Raw genomic sequence first — 19,935 nt, 5'->3', positions numbered from 1 at the left:
CCAGTTAGTTCCGCACGGGCCGTCTTGACTGCTCCGATACGCCCGCTACGCTGGCGTCCCGGCCGGCCGCTCGCCGCCCCACCGGCCTCGACTCAGTCGCGGAAGGACCTGTGATGGCCACAATATCGTCCTTTACGCGCGCGCCCGAAACGGATCATTTCGGCGCGCCCGTGCCGGGCGGGAAACATCCTCTCGTCGACGCCGAGGGCAATCCGGACTTCGCGGCGATCCGGTCCAGCCAGGACTTTCAGCGCATCCGCGGCCGGCTGATCCGGTTCACCGTTCCGCTCACCGTGCTGTTCCTATTCTGGTACCTGACCTACGTGCTGCTGGCGGCCTACGCGCACGGGTTCATGAGCCACCGGATCACCGGCAAGATCACCGTCGGGCTGCTGCTCGGACTGTCCCAGTTCCTCACCACCGTGGTGATCATGCTGGTGTACCTGCGATTCGCCCGGCGCAAGGTGGATCCCGAGGTCGAGGCGCTGCGCGCCCGGGTGGAGGCGGGTTCGTGACCAGCTACCTGGCCGACGGCGCGGCGGGCGAGCCGGTACTCAACGTCACGATCTTCGTCGCCATCGTCGCGGTCACCCTGTTCGTCGTGTACCGGGTGAGCAGCCGAAATACCACGACGGCCGATTACTACGCGGCCGGCAGCGCGTTCAGCGGGTTGCAGAACGGCGTGGCGCTCTCCGGTGACTACCTGTCCGCGGCGTCGTTTCTCGGTATCGCCGGCGCCATCGCGGTGCAGGGCTACGACGGGTTCCTGTTCTCCATCGGGTTCCTGGTGGCCTGGCTCATCCCGCTGCTGCTGATCGCCGAGCGGGTGCGCAACACCGGCCGGTTCACCATGGGCGACGTGGTCGCGTTCCGCATGCGGCAGCGGCCGGTGCGCGCCGCGGCCGCCAACGCCACCCTGGTGATCTCGGCGTTCTACATGCTGGCCCAGATGGCCGGGGCGGGCACGCTGGTGGCGCTGCTGCTGGACGTGCACACCTCCGGCGGGCAGGCGCTGGTGATCGCCGTCGTCGGCCTGATCATGATCTTCTACGTGCTGGTCGGCGGCATGAAGGGCACCACCTGGGTGCAGATCATCAAGGCCACCCTGCTGCTCACCTGCGTGATCATGATGAGCGTGTTCATCCTCGGCAAGTTCGGGTTCAGCCTGTCCTCGCTGCTCGAGCGCGCGGTGCAGGGGAACACCCTCGGCGAGCAGATCCTCGATCCGGGCGCGCGATACGGCAAAACCGGCACCACCAAGCTGGACTTCGTCTCGCTCGCCCTCGCCCTGGTGCTCGGCACCGGCGCGCTGCCGCACGTGCTGATGCGCTTCTACACCGTGCCCGACGCCTACCAGGCGCGGCGCTCCGTCGTCTCGGCAACCTGGGCGATGGTGCTCTTCTACCTGTCCACTTTGATCATCGGCTACGGCGCCAGCGCCATCGTCGGCTCGCGCGAGATCGTCACCGCCCCCGGCGGGGAGAACTCCGCGGCCCCACTGCTGGCGTACGCCATCGGCGGCACCGTGCTGCTCGCGGTGATCGCGGCGATCGCGTTCACCACCATCCTCGCCGTGGTCGCCGGCCTGACGTTGACCGCGTCCGCGTCGTTCGCCCACGACGTCTACGCCAACGTGATGAAGCACGGCCGGCCCGCGCCCGGCACCGAGGTGCGGGTGGCCCGGCTGACCGCTCTGGTGGTCGGCGGCCTGTCGATCATCGGCGGCATCCTCGCCCTCGGCCAGAACGTGGCCTCCCTGGTGGCCCTGGCCTTCGCCGTCGCCGCCTCGGCCAACCTGCCAACGATCCTCTACACCCTGTTCTGGCGCCGCTTCAACACCACCGGCACGCTCTACTCGATGTACGGCGGCCTCACCATCTGCCTGGTGTTGATCATCTTCTCCCCCGTGTTCTCCGGCGCCCCCACCTCGATCATCAAGGGCGTCGACTTCCACCTGTTCCCCCTCAGCAACCCCGGCATCGTGTCGATCCCGCTCTCGTTCCTGCTCGGCGTCATCGGCACCCTGCGCGGCAAGGACGAGCCCGACCCCGCCCGCTCCGACGAGCTCGAAGTCCGCTCCATCACCGGCATCCGCGCGTCCTGACTAGTCATTCCCGTCGATCCGCTCCTGTAGCTGTCGCGCTCCGTCAGCGGCGACGGCGGCCAATCGCTCCAGGCTGTCCACGTCGCAGAACTCGACGGCCAACTCCGGGCCGGTATGGCCGAAGGCAATTGTGGCGCCCTCCCCGCCGTCGGGGTACATCACCAGGGTGATCTCGACGTCGGCGTGCACGCCGACGATCGCGTAGACAACCGGCGGTTCCTTCCTGACGCGTGCTTCCATGCCCACTCTCCCTTCGGTACGTCCACACCGGACGGCTACGCTGACGTGTAAGCTGACTGCTGCGAATATACGCGCGAAATTCCACGAGTCGATGGTCCGCAAGGGTGAACCAAGGAGGAAAATGGGCGACGCACCGCTCACTGTCGGTAGTTGGGCCCTGGGTCGCCGCCTCGCGCGCTACCGCGACGAACGCGACCTCACGGGAACGGCGGTGGCCAAGGCCCTCGGCGTCAGCCAGCCGACCGTGACCAGAATCGAGAAGGGCAAGCACCGCCTGACCACCGTGCAGCTCAAGAAACTGTGCAAGCTCTACAGCGTCACCAGAGATGAAGCCGCTGAGTTGGAGAGCGCCCGAGTTTTGGCCCAGCAGCCGGACTGGCGCCAGGACTACGGCCGGCTGCTCGACGGCCCGCTCGGTGACGTGCTCGGCATCGAGACCGGCGCACGCCGCATTCGGATGCACAGTGGGGAACTCGTCCCAGGTCTCCTCCAGACCGAGGAATACACGACCGCCCTGATGGTCGAGGCGCCGTACATCCGCGCGACCGAGGTGAAGCGCAGGGTCGAGTTGCGCATGCGCCGGCAGGAAGGCGTGATCAGCGGCAGCCAGGAATTGGTCGTGACTCTCGGCGAGGCGGCGGTGCGGGAGGCGATCGGCGGCCCGGCCGTGATGCGTCGACAGCTCGCCCACCTACGCGAGCAGGCAGCCAAGCCGAACATCATGATTCGGCTGAAGCCATTCGCCGCGGGCGCGCACGCCGCGCTTGGATCACCCTTCTCGATCTTGGAATTTGACGCCGACATGGACCTGCCGACCGTGGTTGCTGTCGAAACCATGACTTCGGTGCTGATCTACGAACAGACCCACCAGGTGGAGACCTACACTCAAAGTTACGACATGCTGATGGCAAAGGCGCTCGGCGAGGTCGACACGATCGAGCACCTCGAAAAGATCGGGAGGAACACCAAATGATCAACCCCGAAGCCGTGCCATTAGTCTGGCGCACCTCCCGGCGGTCCCAGATGAATAACGCCTGCGTCGAGGTGGCTATCACCGAGGATCTTGTTCGGGTGCGGGACTCCAAGCTGACCCGCTCCCCCATCCTTGCCGTGGGCAGCGAGCCGGGCCAGGCTTTCCTCGAGGCCGTCAAGCTCGGGCGGTTCGATCGTCGCGCTACTTGGTGAAGACGTGCAGCAGCCGTGACTTCGCAAGACCACCGCCGGCATCCGCGGTGAGCCGCAGCCGGGCGTGGTTGGGTACATTGCGCTGATAGTTCGTCAACCGCAGAAAGTAGCGGTACGCCGCCCCTGCGGGCAGACCGATGGGGTCCGGGAGGCGCGTCATCACGTGCCGGTTCACCCTGACCGGTGTGGGCGGCGGCCCGACAATGTTGTCCTCCTCGACCAGGTCGTTCAGGTCCGGCATGGCCACCTCGTACTCGTCCATGGGCGGCTCGAACTTGACTGGCTCCGGAAAGCCGTACACGTACAGGATGTCCACGAGCTCCTCGACCTCGACCCCCACCCCGGAGAGAACGACATCCCCGGCAGATGTGTTGTGCAGCATGACATCCAGGAACAGGTCGGAGCCGTAAACAAGCTCTTCGAAAGAGAAGTACCAGTCGCAGCCGCCGCCGAAGGGGCAGTCGGTGTCCTCGAACTCCCTCCAGCGCGGCTTGCGGTCCGGACGGACATTGATGTGCGCGAACTCGACCGGCGCCAGGGCCGGCGGCAACGGCACCGGCCTCGGGACGCCCACATGGGTCGCGTCCACCACAGATCGCAGCCCTCGGGCCACATCCGTCCACGCCTCGTCGTCGTTCGGCCAGGTCGTCACGGCCCGCCCGTCCCGGGGTAACGCCTGCAACCGGCCGAGCTCGGTGTTCCGCCAGTCGCACGACCGAACGATGATCGGCACCACGGTCGCCGCACGCCGGTCGTGCCGCTCGAGCGCTTTCTTGAATTCAACGCCCCAGCAGTACTCGGAGGCGATGAAATCGGCGGACACCAGGATGAGCACAATGTCGGCGCGCAGAACGGCGTCGTTGATCTCCGTGGTCCAGTCGGCACCCGGCAGGACTTTCCGGTCGTGCCAGGTCTGGATGCGACCCTCTCGACGCAGCGCGCTCAAATGTGCGTCCAGCCGGTCTTTCAGGTCTTCGTCCCGGTGCGAGTAGCTGTAGAAGACAACCGGCGCCTCGGCCATGTCACCCCGCAGTTCGAGAGGTCTCCCAGAGGTCGATACCCGAGTCGACAGCGTACTGGTCGATCTCGGCGAGCTCGCTGTCGGTGAGGGGTGGGGCGTCGAGGGCGGCGAGGTTGGCTTCGAGCTGGGTGATGGAGCTGGCGCCGATCAGGGCGGAGGTGACCCGCGGGTCGCGTAGCACCCAGCTGATGGCGAGCTGGGCGAGGCCCTGGTCGCGGCGCTTCGCGATGTCGTTGAGGGCGCGGACCCGGGTGAGGTTGGCGTCGGAGAGCATGCTGGCCGGCAACGAGGAGTCGCGGCTGGCCCGGGAGCCGTCCGGGATGCCGCCGCCGAGGTAGCGGTCGGTCAGCAAGCCCTGCGCCAGCGGCGAGAACGCGATGCACCCGGCGCCGAGCTCGTCGAGCGTGCCGAGCAGCTCCGGCTCGATCCACCGGTTCAACATCGAGTAGGACGGCTGGTGGATCAGCAGCGGCACCCCTGCCTGCCGGAGCAGCTCGGCGGCCTGCCTGGTCATCGCCGGTGAGTACGACGAGATGCCGACGTACAGCGCCTTCCCCTGCTGCACCGCCGTCACCAGCGCCCCCATCGTCTCATCGAGCGGCGTGTCCGGGTCGAACCGGTGCGAGTAGAAGATGTCCACATAGTCCAGTCCCATCCGGGCGAGCGACTGGTCCAGCGACGCCAGCAGGTACTTCCGCGACCCCCACTCCCCGTACGGCCCCGGCCACATGTCGTACCCGGCCTTCGTGGAAATGATCAACTCGTCCCGGTACGGCCGGAAGTCGTCGGCCATCGCCCGCCCGAAGTTCCGCTCCGCCGACCCGTACGGCGGCCCGTAGTTGTTGGCTAGGTCGAAGTGCGTCACCCCGAGGTCAAACGCCCGCCGCAACATCCCCCGCCCAACCTCGTACGGCCGGTCCTCCCCGAAGTTGTGCCACAACCCCAACGTCACCGCCGGCAACTTCAGTCCGCTCCGCCCACACCGCCGGTAACTCATCGTCGTCTCATACCGGCCATCAGCCGCGAGGTAAGGCATGGCGATCAGCCTCCCAGAAGCTTGTGGCCGCGGCTCATCGAGGGGCCGTGACCCCTGACCACATGTAGCCGGGGTCGCGACTGTGTGGCGTCTCACGTCGCTGTGTTGGCCTGCCACGTCGCTGTGTTGGCTTCCGGCGTGGTGGCTGGTGATGACGCCGGACACCACGGGCGGCAACCGCACGCACACTCGGCCAACACGGCGACGCCACAGGCCAACATGGCGACGTCAGTGGCCAACACACCGAACTACCTGGGCGGGCGCGGCCGACGGTGAGACGTTGTGAGCACAGCCCGCGGGGGCCATTGTTTGACCATGCGGAACGAAGGGCTGGGGTCGTGGGCGGCTAGGCGGGCGCGGATGTCGGGACACCGGGTGGCGGTGGTGTTCGAGGGGAAGGAGCTGACGTTCGAGGAGGTGCGGGCGCGGAGTGGCCGGGTGGGGACGGTGCTCGACGGGCTCGGCGTCGCGCGGGGGGACCGGGTGGCGTATCTGGGGGTGAACCATCCGGCGTTCCTGGAGACGCTGTTCGGGGCTGGCGGGCTCGGGGCGATCTTCGTGCCGTTGAACTTCCGGCTGGCGGCGCCGGAGCTGGGGTACATCCTGGGCGACTGCGGGGCGAACGTGCTCATTTATGGGGAGGGACAGGCGGAGGCGGTGCGGCGGATCGAGAACCTCGAGGTGCCGCACGTGATCCCGCTGGCGGAGTTCGAGCGGAGGGTGGACGCGGCCGCGGATGAGGCGCCGCAAACAGACGTCGGGGGCGACGAGATCGCGATGATCATGTACACGTCGGGGACGACGGGACGGCCGAAGGGGGTGGCGCTGAGCCACGCGAGCCTGGCGTGGAACAGTTTGGAGGTGCTGATCGACGTCGACCTCGCCGGGGACGAGGTGACGCTGGTGAGCGGGCCGATGTTCCATGTGGGGGCGTTGAACCAGACGGTGTTGCCGACGTTTCTCAAGGGTGGCAAGGCGATTCTGATGCCGGCGTTCAACCCGGAGGCCGCGCTGGACCTGATCGAGCGGTACCGGGTCACGTACATGTTCGGCGTGCCGGCGATGTTCCAGGCGATCAGTGCGTCGCCGCGGTTCGGCACCGCGGACCTGTCCTCGGTGCGCTCGCTGATCTGCGGTGGCGCGCCGGTGCCGGAGGCGCTGATCACGAGGTACCGGGCACGCGGGCTGCGGTTCCAGCAGGGGTACGGGCTGACCGAGTCCGGGCCGAGCGCGCTGTTCCTGCGCCAGCACGACGGCGGGGACCGGGTCGGCTCGGCCGGGAAACCGTGCTTCTTCACCGATCTCGAGGTCGTCGACGCCAGTGGCACGCCGGTGGCGCCGGGCGAGCCGGGCGAGATCGTCGTGCGCAGCCCGCACACCATGGCCGGCTACTGGAACAAGCCGGCGGAGACCGCGGAGGTGCTCTCCGCGGACGGCTGGCTGCGCACCGGGGACATCGCGGTGGTCGACGAGGACGGCTTCCTCGCCATCCGCGACCGGGTCAAGGACATGATCATCTCCGGCGGCGAGAACATCTATCCGGCCGAGGTCGAGGACGTGCTGTACGGCCACCCCGCGGTCGCCGAGTGCGCGGTGATCGGCGTCCCGGACGAGAAGTGGGGCGAGGTCGGCCGCGCCATCGTGGTGCTCCGCGACGGCACGACCGCCGAACCCCCGGAAATACTGGGGTTCCTCACCGGGAAGATCGCCAACTACAAGATCCCGAAGTCGGTCGTCTACGCGACCTCCTTGCCGCGCACCGCTTCCGGAAAGCTGGTGAAGAGCCAGCTGCGTTCCCGGTACGGCGAAGTTGCCGATAGCGAGGCCGGTGCCGCCGTGCCACGGTGAGAGGTACCCGCGTGCGGCAAAGGAGCTGACATGAAGGCACTCGTCGTCGGATGTGTGGCCGGCCTGCTCGCGCTCGGCACGCAGGCGAGTGCGGAGCCAACAGGCCGCGACGAGGCGCTGGTACGCACCGACCTCGGCCCGGTGCGCGGCGCCGTGCACGACAACTTCCGCCTGTTCCAAGGGATTCCGTTCGCCGCGCCACCGGTCGGCGACCTGCGCTTCCGCCCGCCGCAGCCGGCGACGCCGTGGCGCGATCCGCTGGACGCCACCGCGCCGCGACCGACGTGCGCGCAACTGCCCACCGCGTACGGAACTCCGGCGTCGTTCACCGAGGACTGCTTGTACCTCAACGTGACCACACCGCGGCAGAGCCGGCACCGGCTCCCGGTGATGGTGTGGATCCACGGCGGCGGCTACACCAACGGCAGCGGCGTGTTCTACGACGCCAGCAAGCTCGCCGTCGAGGGCGACGTGGTCGTGGTGACGATCAACTACCGCCTGGGGCCCTTCGGTTTCCTCGCCCTGCCCGCCCTCAGCGCGGAGCATCCCGGGATCCAGTCCGGGAACACCGGCATCGAGGACCAGCAGGCGGCGCTGCGCTGGGTGCGCCGCAACGCCGCGGCGTTCGGCGGCGACCCCGGCAACGTGACGATCTTCGGCGAGTCCGCGGGCGCCGGCAGCGTCTGTGCGCAGCTGGCCTCGCCGACCGCGACCGGCCTGTTCCACCGGGCCATCGGGCAGAGCTACAGCTGCGCGGCGCCCATCGCGACCGGCCCCGGAGCGGAGGGCGCCGGCACGGCGTTCGCCGCCGGGTTCGGCTGCACCGACCCGGCGAGCGCGGCGACGTGCCTGCGCGGCAAGCCGGTCGAGGCCCTGCTGCGGGCCTGGCCGGGTGGCGGCCCGGTGGTGGGCGGCCGCGAGCTGCCGCTGCAACCCGTGGACGCGCTGCGCCAGGACCGGTTCCACCATGTGCCGCTGATGTGGGGCAACAACCTCGACGAGATGCGGCTGTTCATCAGCCTGCGGTTCGACGCCGTCGGGTCGCCGGTCACCCCGGCCCAGTACGAGCAGATCATCCGGGCCACCTACGGCGCGGCCGCCGACCAGGTCCTGGCCCGGTACCCACTGGCGAACTACCCGAACCCGACCACGGCGCTGTCCACCGTGCAGACCGACGCCGGCACCCCGCTGTCCACGTGCTCCCACCTGACCAGCTACCGGCTCGCCTCGGCGCGCCCGCTGGCCGTGCCGGTGCACGCCTACCAGTTCGTCGACCGGACCGCGCCGCCGCTGGTGGACGTGCCCGGCTTCGACGAGGGCGCCGAGCACGCCACCGAGCTGAACTTCCTGTTCCCCAACCTGTTCGGCCGCCCGCTGACGGCCGCGCAGCAGGCCCTGTCCACGGCCATGGTCAGCTACTGGACGAACTTCGCCCGCACCGGCAACCCCAACGGCCACGGCACCCCCGCCTGGCACCGGTTCCGCAGCTCGGGCGACGTCCAGGCACTCGGCCTGGACGCCGTCCACCGGATCGACCCGGCGGTCCCGAGCAACTGCGACTTCTGGGCCGCGCTCGGGTTCTGACGGCCGGGCTGCCTACGCTCCGGCGTCGGGCGCGGCCGGCCCACCCAGCTTCTCGTCGATCTCCGGCACCCAGAACCCCAGCTCGAGCGTCTTCAGGTACGCCCAGTACGTCAACCGCCGCGCCCCCGCCATCACCGAGGCGAACGCCCCGGCGAAAACGACCATGCCGGCCACCGCCGGCCCGGGATGCCGCCCGACGATCAGCTCCACCAGCGCGGCCAGCGACGCCAACGCCAGCGGCGCCGCCGAGTTCCGCAACATCAACCCGGCGGCCCGTAATCGCGTCACCTCGATCGCCACGTCCTTGTCGTGGATCTGCACCGCCGCCAGCAGCAGCTGCCGGTCCGCCGTGATGTACCCCCGGTCCCGCGCCTCCGGCACCCGCCGCAGGAACTCGCTCTGCGCCCGCCGCCGACGCAGCCGCGGCACCAACCGGTTCACCCCCGCCCCCACCGGATACACCATGTACCCCAACAGATAGCTGGCCAGCACCGCCCCGATCACCAGCAAGACCACCGGCACCCCGGTCAGCTCGGCAGGCTCCACCCACCCCACCCGCACCACCAGGTACCCCGCCAACCCCAGGTACAACGACCCCGGAATCGTGTACGCAAAAAGATCAAAAACTCCAACCGCAAACGTCACCCGCCCGATCCAAGTGGATCACCCCCGCCGGCACCAGCCCCAGATGCGCTCCCCTGCGAACGTCCGACCCGATCGCCTCTGCGAACGCAGAACATGGCTACGCAGATGCGCGACACGCCGACCAAGCGCGGGCACCCCGGGCGTGTCGCGCCTTCACGTAGCCGTGTCGCGCGCTGGCGTAGCCGTGTTCCGCGTTCGCGTAGCCGATCGCGGATCTGTGCGGTAGTACTGTGCGGCATCTTTTGGCTGTTGGGGAGGTTGGGTGGCGGAGACGATCTCGGCGGTGGCGGCGTTGCTGTGGCCGGTGTTGCTGCTGGTGCTCATCCTGATGTTCCGGCGGCAGCTGGCCCGGGTGATCGGGTCGGCGGAGCAGCGGGAGTGGTCGCTCGAGGTGGGTGGGCAGAAGCTGAGCATGAAGCAGCTGAGCGACCAGCAGAACTCGATGATCGCGGATCTGCAGAAGCAGGTCGGTGTGCTGAGCAAGGCGGTCGCGGCGTTGACGGCCGATCAGCAGCCGATAGAGGACAGCGACGAGGTGGACGGGGCACCGGTCGCCGGCGGGAGCACGATCCTCGGTGAGGTCAAGCCACCGCCGCCGGCGACCGCGTATTCCGTGCTGTGGGTGGACGACTACCCGGAGAACAACGCGCTGATCGTCGAGCAGTTGCAGCGCAACGGAACCCGGGTCGATCTTGCGCGGAGCACCCGCGAGGGGCTGGCCCTGCTCGGGCAGCGGCGTTATGGCGCGATCGTGTCGGACATGGGCCGGTTCGAGGGCGGCCAGGAGGTGCCCGACGCCGGCATGCGGCTGCTGCGCACGGTGCGGGAGACGGACCGCGCCACCCCGTTCGTCATCTACAGCGGATACCGGTCGAGCGTGGCGTACCGGGAGCAGGCGCTCGAGGCCGGCGCGACCGGGATCACCGCGTCACCGGCCGTGCTCACCGAGCTGCTGCACGCCGCGAACGTCCTCTAGCGAACGAGCTTGGCCACCCCCCAACGCGAGGTGTCGCGGAAGGACAGGCCGGTCGGGTCGTTCCAGGTGCGGGCGGAGGTGCGGGCGCCGGCGGTGGCGTCGTTGACCTGGAGGTCGAAGCCGACCAGGGTGCCCGGCTCGGGGTGGACGGTGTCGAGCTCGATGGAGAACTCGACCACGTAGCCGCCGGGGATCAGCCGGGTGGCGCTGCGCAGGTTGTCGGCGATGGCGAAACCGCTGAAGTTGCCAGAGATGGTCTGGCGGTTGGAGAAGCTGACACGGTACTGGCCGTCCTGGTCGCGGTAGCCGGTGTTCTTGAAGTTGCCGGGGCCGACGAAGATCTCGACGGAGTCCTGCTCGAACGTGTTGGCGCTGGACTCGTCGAGCACCGGGTCGGTGACCGTGGCGAGCACGTAGAGATGGCCGCTGTCCCACAGAACTTTCGCGGTGGCCCGGGCGCCGTTCGTGCCGATCACCGGAACATCGGTGGCGATCGTGGGGGCGCGGTTCCACAGCGCTTCGGCCACACCGTCGAGCACGGGTGTGCCGCGGCGGGCCTCGACCACGCCCACGGCCTTGATCAGGGTCAGGGTGCCCCACCGGGAGGTGTCGGCGTCCTGGCCGTTCACGTTGTCGTTCCAGGACGCCGTTGTGCCATCACGCGCGTCCGTCACCCGGATGTCGAAGCCGATCGCCCGGTCCAGGGCACCGGCGTCGCGCAGCGGAATCGCCGCCTCGACCCGGTAGCCGTTCGCGGTTCGCTCCGCCTCGGCCCGGAAGTTGGCGCCGTGCAGGCCGGACCGGAGCACCCGGTACTTCGCGTCATCGGGCTCATAGGCCGGCGTCTTGCCGTTGTTCTGGTCGACGAAGATCTCCACGGCGTCGTTGAAGTTCCGGGTCGGGTCGGTCACCTCGGCGGTCACATACAACCACCGGGCATCCCAGCGCACCTGGAAGTTCGCGGCCAGCGCGGCCGGCGAGTTGATATCCGTGCCGGGCAGCAGGTTCCACTCGGCGTCCCGCTGAGTGTCCACATCGATCCGTCCATTGGGGACGGCGAGTCTCCGAGCCACGAACGGCAGCCGGGTCGGATCGACCAGGCCCCAGTACGCCGGCTTGGCCTGCAGCTCCTCGTCGAACAGTAGCGGCAGATCAAGGCGCGGGAACGGGAAGTTCTTCAACCAGGTGCCGTCGTCCCCGATGCCCCACACGGTCACCGAGTTGAGCTGGCCGCGGTGCCGGCGGAACATGTCGAACAGGTCCCGGTACCGGTAACCCTGCAGCGCCAGCGTTTCCTCGGAGATCGCCGGCAGCGACTGGACGAAGTCGTTGTACGCGCTGATGTCCAGCTCGGTCACCTGCTGCTCGACGCCCAGCGTGGCGAACTTGTCGAACGTCGCCTCGATCTCGCCGAGCCGCTGCCGCTCGATGTTCATGTGCAGCTGGGACCCGATCCCGTCGATCGGCGCGCCCTCGGAACGCAGCTGCCGCACCAGGTTGAACAGCGCCTCGCGCTTGCTCGGGTACTCGGTGTTGAAGTCGTTGATGAACAGCTTGGCCGCGGGGTCCACCTCGCGCGCCACCCGGAACGCCGTGCGCAGGTAGTCCAGCCCGGCGATCTCGAAGAACCGGCTGCGCCGCAAGCCATCCGGCTGCGACTCGTCGACGACCTCGTTGGCCACGTCCCAGGCGTAGATCTGCCCGGCGTAGCGCCCGGCCACCCCGCGGATGTGGTTCTCGACGCGCCGCAGCAGCAACGCCTTGTCCTCGGGGCTGCTGGTCAGGTCGGTGCCGTCCGGATGCTGGAACACCCACGCCGGAACCTGGCTGTGCCACACCAGAGTGTGCCCGCGGAGCCCGATGTGCTGTGCCGCGGCGAAGTTCGCGATGGTGTCGGCGTCGCCGAACTGGAAGTTGCCCTCGGTCGGCTCGGTGGCGTCCCACTTCATCGCGTTGCCGGGCGTGATCGAGTTGAAGTGCTTGGCGGTCAGCTCCGCGTGCACACCCAGCGTGTCCGGCGGCGAGACCGCGCCGCCGAGCTTGAAGTCGTTCGCGAACACGTCCTTCAGCGACGGGATGTCCGTCTGGATCGGCTTGGGCCGCACGAACGTCCGGGAGAAGTCGTCGATGTAGTACGACGCGGTGCCGCTCGCGGTCTCCACGTACACGGTGAAGAACTCGACGTCCACGCCGAGGGTGTACGAGCCGGCCAGCCGCACCCACGCGTTCGGGGTCACCGCCGCAGCGCTGGCGATGGTCTGGAACGACTGCGCGCCATCGGTTCGGCGCTCCACGGACAGCCGCATGTCGGACACCGGCTGGCCGGGCGCGAGCTTCACCCAGACCGAGAAGTTGTACTTCTTGCCCTTCGTGACCCGGCCGAGCAGGTTCCGTGCCGGGCCGTAGAACGCGGCGGCACGGTTCTCGGTGAGCAGGCTGTGCGTGCCGCCGTGCGCGTCCGCGGTGGTGACGGTGAGCGTCTCGGAGCCGATCCGCGGCGTCCAGCTCTGCGCGGTGCCGTCCTCGAAGTCGGCGGTGACGTCCGCCTCGTCGGGCGGCCCGCCCGGCGGCGGCGCGGTCTGCGTGACGACCACGTCGTCCACGTCGTAGGCCGCGGCCGCGTCGGAGGTCTCCACGTAGAGCTGCAGCTGCGACGATTCCGTCGGCGGGGTGTAACTTCCGCGCAGCTCCACCCACGCGGCGTCGGTGACCGCGCCGTTGGTGACGAAGTCGAAAGCGGTCGAGCCGCCGGCCGCGGGCTGGCGCTGCATGGTCAGCTGCAGCGTGCCCGGCGCGGTGCCGGCGACCATGCGCACCTGTGCGGAGATCGTGTACGTGGCGCCGGTCAGCAGCTTCCCGGCGAGCTCGACGCTCGGGCCGTTCCAGCTCGCGGTGCGCCCGGTGGTGCGCAACGCGTGCGTGCCGGCGTGCGCGACCTCGGTGGTGGCGGCGACCGTGGCGCTCCCCCGGCCGAACCACCCCTGGGTGGTGCCGTCCTCGAAGTCGAAGCTGGCAGCGACAACGGGGTCGTCGGCGTGCGCGGTGGGCCCGAGCGGCGTGGCCGCGGGCAGGAGCAGCGCGAGGGCGACGATCCCCAGGCGGGTCGGGGTCCGCATGGGTGTGTCCTTCGAATGTTTCGGAAAAGTGTCGAGATTCTCGGGACAGGACTCTAGGTGGTCTGGGTCACACCCGGCAAGCCTCTGGGAAGCAACGTCACGTTGTGGCTCTAGAGGGAAAGCAATGTCACGTTGCTTCCCCAGCGACGGTGCCGAAAGTTTCGGTTAGACGCCCGGTATCTTCCGGGGCCCGATGAACGCCGCGACCGCCACCAGCACGTAGCCCACGGCCGGTCCGATCGCACCGAAGCCCAGCTCGGCCGGGCCCTTCACCAGGTCCAGCACGGCCGCGACGTGCAACCCGGCCAGCCCCAGCAGGATCAGGCCGGCCACCCGCCGGAACATCGACAGCGCGGTCTTCAACACGAAGATCACCACGACCAGCGCGGCCGCCGCGATGACCGCCGTGGTGATCTCCTGCCGGGTGAACCGGGTCCCGCCGGACTCGAACACGAACGGCCCCAACCCGTAGCGCAGCACCAGGTAGCCGAGCCCGACCACGGCGAGCCCGCCCCAGATCACCTTGAGCGCCACCGAGTCCAGCACCGTCGCCAGCGCCAGCAAGATGCCCAGCGCGGCCAGCGGGTAGCTGAACAGCACCAGGTACCACGCGCCGAACCCGTGCGTGCCGAGCTCGGTCGCGGCCTTCCAGAGGTCCGGCACGGACATCGACAACGGCTGGTTCGCGTCGAACTTGACGAACGGCAGCACGGTCAGGCTCAGCACCTGCACCACCGCACCCAGCACGGTCAGGATCAACCCCAGCCCGGGAATCCGGCGCGGCGTCGGGATCGACGGCGCCGAGGGCCGGCGCACCGGGGCCGGCTGCCGCTCCCGGTAATCCGGCTGCTGCGGCCGGTACTCGGGTTGCCGCGGATATGCCGGCTGCTGCCCGTACGCCGGCTGCTGGCCGTACGGCTGCTGCGGCGGGTACGGCTGCGGCCGGCCATAGGGCGGCTGCGGTTGCGGCACGCCGTACGACGCCCGCTGGTCGTGGGGCTGCTGGTACGGGTCACGCGGTTGCGACATGCGGGCACGGTACCCGGATTCCGCGGTGTTAGCGTGCCTCGGTGACCGCATCGCGGGCGGAACCGTTGCAGAACCGCGTGCTGCCGACCGGCGAGATCGTGGCGCATCCGGCGCGCGGGCTGATGATGGGCAACCGCGGCTGCATCCACGGTTTCGACCGGACGCTCGGCGTCACCCGCTGGCGGAGCCAGCTGTGGATCTGCTGCGTCCTGCGGTACAAGAACGTTCGCCGGGACGTCATGCCGCCCGGGCGGTGGACCGCGCTGTTCTTCATGGACGAGGCCACCGCGCTCGCCGCCGGCCACCGGCCGTGCGCGTACTGCCGGCGCGCGGACTACGTCTGGTTCGCCGAGTCCTGGCAGCGCGCGCAGGGCCTGGCCGAGCGGCCCCGGGCGGTGTTCATGGACAAGGTGCTGCACCCCGAGCGGGTGGTGTCGCACACCCGCTGCCAGGTGACCCGGCCGGCGCGGGCCGGGTCCCTGCCGGACGGCGTCATGATCCGGCACGACGGCTCCGTCGGACTCCTTGCCGACGGCCGGATCCGGCCCTGGTCGTTCGACGGATACGGTGCGGCGCAACGGATCCCGTCGGCCGCGAAGGTCGAGCTGCTGAACCCGCCGTCGATCGTCGCGGCGTTCGAGGCCGGTTACCGGCCGATGGTGCACCCCAGCGCCGGGCCGACCACGCTGCGGGTGCACTGATCGCCGGGTTGAGTGCGATGAAGGGGGCCCTTCTCACGCCCGGCGTTAGGAAGGCCCCCTTCATCGCACTATCCCAGCGGGCTCAGTGCCTCGGCGAGCGGCTCGAGGATCCCGGGCTCCGCGTGGTGCGGCAGGTTCATGACCACGAGGTCCACGCCCGCGTCCCGCCAGGCCGCCACCCGCTCGGCCGCCTGCCCGATCGCCGAACTCAGCTCGCCGTCCTCGTCGACCCGGACGTTCACCGAACAGGTGATCTCCGCCGGGTCGCGGCCGAGATCCGCGCAGTGCCCGGCCAGGATCTCCTTGAGGCCACGCCACTCCTCGGGGTCGTTCGAGATCACGTTCCACTGCGCCGCCCAGCGGGCCGCCGCGCGCAGGGTCCGCTTCGGACCGCGGCCGCCGATCGTGACCGGCGGGTGCGGGCGCTGCACCGGCTTCGGCTCGCAGCGCGCGTCGGTGAGCCGCACGTACCGGCCCGCGAACGTGGTGGTCTCCTGGCTGAGCAGGCGCACGATCGCCTCGACGCCCTCGTCGAACCGGTCGAACCGCTCGCGCAGCGGCGGCAGCTCGATCCCGTAGGCGTCGCACTCAATCTGGTTCCACCCGGCGCCCAGACCGAGCTCCAGCCGGCCCGCCGAGATGATGTCCACCGTGGCCGCCATGTTCGCCAGCACCGCGGGATGCCGGTAGATCATCCCGGTGACCTGGCAGCCCAGCCGGATCCGCCGGGTCGCCTGGGCGAGCGCGGCGAGCATGGTCCAGCCCTCGAGGTTCTGCCCGGTCAGGTCGCCGGTCAGCGGGTAGAAGTGGTCCCAGTTCCACGCCGACTCGAACAGCTCGATATCGTCCGCGGCCACCCACACGTCCCGCAGCTCGGCCCAGGCCGAGTGCTCCGGCCTGGTCTTGATCGCAAACCGCAAGGTCCCCTCCGCGTCGTTCGCTAACGTTACTGATCAGGAACTTAGCCCGTTCCGCCGGAGTCTGTCCCTTGACTAACCTTGTGCCGCCGGCCCGCCAGTGGGGGGTTCCATGTCCCTGTACGGAGATCCCGACGAGCTCGACCGCGTCGCCACGCAGATCGAGCAGCGTGCCGAGCAGGTGCGCGGCCGGGCGGGCGAGCTGGACAGCAGGGCCGAGGCCATGCAGTGGAAGTCGGTGGCCGCCGACCGCTGCCGGGAGACCGTGCACGGCGACCGGCAGCACCTCGACGACGTCGCGCACCGGATGGACGAGGCCGCAGCAGCGCTCCGCCAGCACGCGCAGCAGGTCCGCGAGCTGATCGCGCTGATCGGCCGGATCGAGGACGCCGTGGTCGGCTGGTTCAACTCGGCGATCGACCGGTTCAACCGCGCCGTGGACAGCTTCAAGCACGCGGTCGGCGAGGTCGTCGACACGGTCGGCGACGTGCTGGGCTTCGGCGGCGACGATCCACCGCAGCCACCCGTGCCACCCTGGCAGAACTGGCCGCACCAGCCGGGAAACCTGCCGCCGGCCGGGGACAAGGCCTGGCTCGAGGTCGGGAAGTTCATGCAGACCAAGGGGGTGCTGTAGATGCCCGCGTCCACGCTCGCGCCGCACCGGCTGCGGCTGTCCGCGGCCGAGTACGGCTACCTGGTCGAACGGCTGGAGCTGAGCATGCCGCCGGGGTGGGAGCCGGACCCGTCCGGTGGCGCCGAGCCCGGCGACCTGGCCAAACGCGGCGTCCTGCGGGGCGACGGGGATCTGCTCGCCGTGCACCCGTCGGTGGAGGTGAACCTGCGGATCCTGGCCGCGCCGCGGGTCATGCTGGACACCACGGCCACGATCGGCGCGGCGGGACTGCACAGCCTGCACGCGGTGGCCGGGGCGCTGGGCGCGTCGCTGTTCGCCCTGGACGAGAACGGCGTCGAGATTTCCCTGTACGCGGCCACGGATCTGGGCCGGGAGCTGATCCGGGCCGTTCCGTCCGATGAGGACAGTGCGGTCGGGTCCGCGCTGGGGAACGGCCGCTCCGTGTCCCTGCGCGGCCGGCTCCCGCTCGCGGCGCTGCAGGAGATGGGCGTGGCGGAGTTGCTCCGGGGCGCCGACCCGGATGCGCCGGCCGCCGTGCTGGTGGAGCTGGACCTGCCGGCGGTGGAGGCGGAGCTGGCCCGCGAGGTGGCCCGGCGCACCGACGGCGCGCTGGTGTGCGTGATCACCGCGCGGGTCGAGGAAGGCGTGCGCACCGGGCGGGTGGTCTGGCTGCACACCGAAGCGGGCTGGTCGGGCATCCGGCCGGAGCCGTCCGCGGCGGGGCGGCGGATGGTGGTGCTGGAACCGGTGGCCCGGGAGGATCTCGGCGTCTGGGTGGCGCCGTACGTGGGGGAGGCGCTGTCCGATGGGTGAGACGACCGGACCCGGTGTCACGAACCTGACGGTCGGCGGCGGCGCCGGCGGGGTCGAGGCGAGGTTCGAAGACCTGGCGGCGATGGGCGACCTCACCGACGACGTGGCCGCCGACACGCTCGGCATCTCCGTGTCCTCCCAACGCTTTCTGGCCGACCCGAACGTGATCGCCTCGGCGCTGCTGGATCCGGTCGGGGCGGCCCGCTTCGAGGCTTCGCTCCTGGGGGCGCTGGACGGACCGACCGGTCTGACCGCGGTGTCCGCGGCCGTCGGCCTGCGCGGCGTCGCCCTGCGCGCCACTTCCGCGGCGTATCAGCAGGTCGACCAGCTCAACGCGCGGGCCCTGGACGCGGTGCGCTGGATGGAGGGCGCGATCGTCACCTCCAACCCGGCGACCGCCCTCACCACCGCGGCACTTGGCGGCGGCGCGATCGCGGCCGACGTGTACCTCAACTACGACGGCGACTGGCAGCGCTACCTGGTCGAGCATCCAGGCCTGGTCGACCAACTGATCGGCATGTCACCGGGAATGCTGTCCTCCCTGGGCCTCCCGACGGACCTGGCCACGCTGATCGACGCGGTGTCGGCCGCCTACCCCGACGGCGAGCCCGTCGTCGCCGACAACGGCATCGACACCGGCGCCGGCACGCCGCCGCACGGCCTCGGCGATGTCGTCGACGGCCTCGACCACCGGAACGGCACGGACAGCAACGTCGACGTCCGCAAGGTGATCGGCCCGGACGGCCGCGTCGCGTACATTGTGGACATCCCAGGAACCCGGGTATGGAACCTCCCCGGCGGCGACCAGGGCAGCGCCAACGACTTCGGCACCAACATCGACGCCCTGGCCGGCAACGAAACCGTCCTCCAAAAGGGCGTCGAAGACGCCATGCGCCGCGCCGGAATCGGCCCCAACGACCCGGTCATGCTGGTCGGCCACAGCCAAGGCGGCATGGTCGCCGCCCGCGCCGCCAACGACTTCACCACCAGCGGCGAGTTCAACGTGACCCACGTCGTCACCGCCGGCTCACCCGTCGGCCGAATGCCGGTCCCCGACGGCGTGCAGATGCTGTCCCTGGAAAACAACGGCGACATCGTCCCCCACCTCGACGCGGCCGAAAACCCCGCCAGCGACAACCGAACCACGGTAAAATTCGACAACCAGTCCGGCACCGTCGGCGGCAACCACGCCATCACCCACAACTACGCCGACGCCGCCCACCAACTAGATTCCAGCACTAACCCCTCGGTAACCCGCTTCCGCGACAGCGCCACCATTTTCACCAACGGCACCTCGGTGGAAACCCACCAGTACAAGGTCACACGCCAGTGATCCGAGCGATTGTGGTGTTGCTGCTGCTCGCCTTGGCCGGATGCACCAGCCGCGGCGTCAGCTACGACAAGGAAGTCGACGATCTCGGCGCCCACATCGTCTCGGACCTCAAGGCGCTGCCCACGGTTTCCGATGCCGCCTACCGTTATGATCACGGTGTCGACCTCGGCCAACATCTCCGGATTCGCGCCATTCTCCGCCAGGAGAGTGTCTCGCCCGACAATGTTCAGCAGTCCATAGAATTGGCCGTCAAGGAGTTCTGGCTCTCGCCAGCGAGTGTCGGCCACCTGACTGTCGCTGTATACTCTTCGGCGAATCCGCCTGTTGGCGACGATGATGCCAAGAACACGGACCGGGCGATCGGTTCGGAGAACATCGAGGATTCAGCCGCGTTCGATCGCCCGGAGATGGAGCGGAAATACGGCCCGCGGCCGAGTCGGCGTTAGGGTTCGCGCTTCGGGGTTGGTTATGGTGCGCGGTTTCGGGGTGGGTTCGGGGGCGGCGCGCATTGTGCGGGGTCGCCCCTCCGGCCTCAAGGGCGCCTTCGGCTTCGCCGATCGCCGATCGCCGCGCCAGTGTGGTCACAGTGCACTACGGAAAGGGGTTGGCGCGGCGACCCTTGACCCCGGAGCCTCTGCGACCCCTGGGGCCGCGCACAGCGCGGGCAGGGCGGACGCCCTGCCCCCCACCCGCGCACCGCCCCCAAACCCCAACAAGCCGCAGCACCCCCATTCACCCGAAAGAGCAAAACCA

At 69.5% G+C, this 19,935-nt stretch carries 19 protein-coding genes; 12 read left to right on the top strand and 7 right to left on the bottom strand.

All coding sequences use genetic code 11. The features are described from left to right. Nucleotides 1-113 precede the first annotated feature (113 nt). Entirely contained in the window at nt 114-515 is a 402-nt protein-coding gene (locus tag VGR06_RS16000; RefSeq protein WP_327559870.1) for a DUF485 domain-containing protein, read from the top strand. Beyond that, nucleotides 512-2,104, top strand: coding sequence for a cation acetate symporter (locus VGR06_RS15995; RefSeq protein ID WP_327559869.1), 1,593 nt, complete (start codon nt 512-514; stop codon nt 2,102-2,104). Before VGR06_RS16000 ends, VGR06_RS15995 begins: the two co-directional genes overlap by 4 nt. On the opposite strand, the gene VGR06_RS15990 is transcribed toward VGR06_RS15995, so the two are convergent. Then, on the bottom strand, nt 2,105-2,344 hold the full coding sequence (locus VGR06_RS15990) for a hypothetical protein (protein WP_327559868.1): 240 nt from the start codon (nt 2,342-2,344) through the stop codon (nt 2,105-2,107). Between the two features lie 121 nt (nt 2,345-2,465). Between VGR06_RS15990 and VGR06_RS15985 the strand changes: the two genes are divergently transcribed. After that, complete coding sequence (locus VGR06_RS15985; protein ID WP_327559867.1) at nt 2,466-3,317, top strand: helix-turn-helix transcriptional regulator; 852 nt, start codon at nt 2,466-2,468, stop codon at nt 3,315-3,317. Continuing rightward, entirely contained in the window at nt 3,314-3,529 is a 216-nt protein-coding gene (locus VGR06_RS15980; protein WP_327559866.1) for a DUF397 domain-containing protein, read from the top strand. Before VGR06_RS15985 ends, VGR06_RS15980 begins: the two co-directional genes overlap by 4 nt. On the opposite strand, the gene VGR06_RS15975 is transcribed toward VGR06_RS15980, so the two are convergent. Next, nucleotides 3,519-4,550, bottom strand: a complete 1,032-nt coding sequence (locus VGR06_RS15975) for a toll/interleukin-1 receptor domain-containing protein (protein WP_327559865.1) — start codon at nt 4,548-4,550, stop codon at nt 3,519-3,521. The two genes, VGR06_RS15980 and VGR06_RS15975, sit on opposite strands and share 11 nt — an antisense overlap. Nucleotide 4,551: 1 nt before the next feature. Next, complete coding sequence (mgrA, locus tag VGR06_RS15970; protein ID WP_327559864.1) at nt 4,552-5,586, bottom strand: L-glyceraldehyde 3-phosphate reductase; 1,035 nt, start codon at nt 5,584-5,586, stop codon at nt 4,552-4,554. 315 nt (nt 5,587-5,901) lie between these two features. On the opposite strand from mgrA, the gene VGR06_RS15965 reads away from it, so the two are divergent. Both VGR06_RS15965 and VGR06_RS15960 read left to right on the top strand, forming a co-directional pair. Beyond that, entirely contained in the window at nt 5,902-7,434 is a 1,533-nt protein-coding gene (locus VGR06_RS15965) for a long-chain fatty acid--CoA ligase (RefSeq protein ID WP_327559863.1), read from the top strand. 30 nt (nt 7,435-7,464) lie between these two features. Next, entirely contained in the window at nt 7,465-9,018 is a 1,554-nt protein-coding gene (locus tag VGR06_RS15960) for a carboxylesterase/lipase family protein (RefSeq protein WP_327559862.1), read from the top strand. Nucleotides 9,019-9,030: 12 nt separating this feature from the next. Here VGR06_RS15960 and VGR06_RS15955 read toward each other — a convergent pair whose 3' ends face one another. Further along, nucleotides 9,031-9,663, bottom strand: a complete 633-nt coding sequence (locus tag VGR06_RS15955; protein ID WP_327559861.1) for a hypothetical protein — start codon at nt 9,661-9,663, stop codon at nt 9,031-9,033. Between the two features lie 262 nt (nt 9,664-9,925). Here VGR06_RS15955 and VGR06_RS15950 point away from each other — a divergent pair, with 262 nt between their 5' ends. Further along, a complete protein-coding gene (locus VGR06_RS15950) occupies nt 9,926-10,639 on the top strand; it encodes a response regulator (RefSeq protein ID WP_327559860.1) in 714 nt (237 codons plus the stop codon). Here VGR06_RS15950 and VGR06_RS15945 read toward each other — a convergent pair. Continuing rightward, on the bottom strand, nt 10,636-13,755 hold the full coding sequence (locus tag VGR06_RS15945) for an endo-1,4-beta-xylanase (RefSeq protein ID WP_327559859.1): 3,120 nt from the start codon (nt 13,753-13,755) through the stop codon (nt 10,636-10,638). The two genes, VGR06_RS15950 and VGR06_RS15945, sit on opposite strands and share 4 nt — an antisense overlap. Nucleotides 13,756-13,920: 165 nt before the next feature. Continuing rightward, nucleotides 13,921-14,784, bottom strand: coding sequence for a hypothetical protein (locus tag VGR06_RS15940; protein ID WP_327559858.1), 864 nt, complete (start codon nt 14,782-14,784; stop codon nt 13,921-13,923). 41 nt (nt 14,785-14,825) lie between these two features. Here VGR06_RS15940 and VGR06_RS15935 point away from each other — a divergent pair, with 41 nt between their 5' ends. After that, entirely contained in the window at nt 14,826-15,485 is a 660-nt protein-coding gene (locus tag VGR06_RS15935; RefSeq protein ID WP_327559857.1) for a hypothetical protein, read from the top strand. A gap of 68 nt (nt 15,486-15,553) precedes the next feature. Here VGR06_RS15935 and VGR06_RS15930 read toward each other — a convergent pair whose 3' ends face one another. Next, nucleotides 15,554-16,405 carry a TIGR03560 family F420-dependent LLM class oxidoreductase gene (locus tag VGR06_RS15930; protein ID WP_327559856.1) on the bottom strand — a complete coding sequence of 284 codons (852 nt, stop codon included), beginning with the start codon at nt 16,403-16,405 and terminating at the stop codon, nt 15,554-15,556. A gap of 109 nt (nt 16,406-16,514) precedes the next feature. Between VGR06_RS15930 and VGR06_RS15925 the strand changes: the two genes are divergently transcribed. The 4 genes from VGR06_RS15925 to VGR06_RS15910 are packed head-to-tail and all read left to right on the top strand — an operon-like array spanning nt 16,515 to nt 19,628. Further along, nucleotides 16,515-17,036 (top strand): WXG100 family type VII secretion target, encoded by a 522-nt coding sequence (locus tag VGR06_RS15925; protein ID WP_327559855.1) that lies wholly within the window; start codon nt 16,515-16,517, stop codon nt 17,034-17,036. After that, nucleotides 17,037-17,849: a hypothetical protein gene (locus tag VGR06_RS15920; protein ID WP_327559854.1), complete on the top strand. Its 813-nt coding sequence runs from the start codon at nt 17,037-17,039 to the stop codon at nt 17,847-17,849. After that, complete coding sequence (locus tag VGR06_RS15915; RefSeq protein ID WP_327559853.1) at nt 17,842-19,182, top strand: alpha/beta hydrolase; 1,341 nt, start codon at nt 17,842-17,844, stop codon at nt 19,180-19,182. Before VGR06_RS15920 ends, VGR06_RS15915 begins: the two co-directional genes overlap by 8 nt. Further along, nucleotides 19,179-19,628 carry a hypothetical protein gene (locus tag VGR06_RS15910; protein ID WP_327559852.1) on the top strand — a complete coding sequence of 150 codons (450 nt, stop codon included), beginning with the start codon at nt 19,179-19,181 and terminating at the stop codon, nt 19,626-19,628. The genes VGR06_RS15915 and VGR06_RS15910 overlap by 4 nt, the downstream gene beginning before the upstream one ends. Nucleotides 19,629-19,935 lie beyond the last annotated feature (307 nt).

This window comes from Actinophytocola sp. (genome assembly GCF_036002505.1).
GTDB lineage: Bacteria > Actinomycetota > Actinomycetes > Mycobacteriales > Pseudonocardiaceae > DASYTH01.
This window is presented reverse-complemented; position numbering and strand designations above follow the sequence as displayed.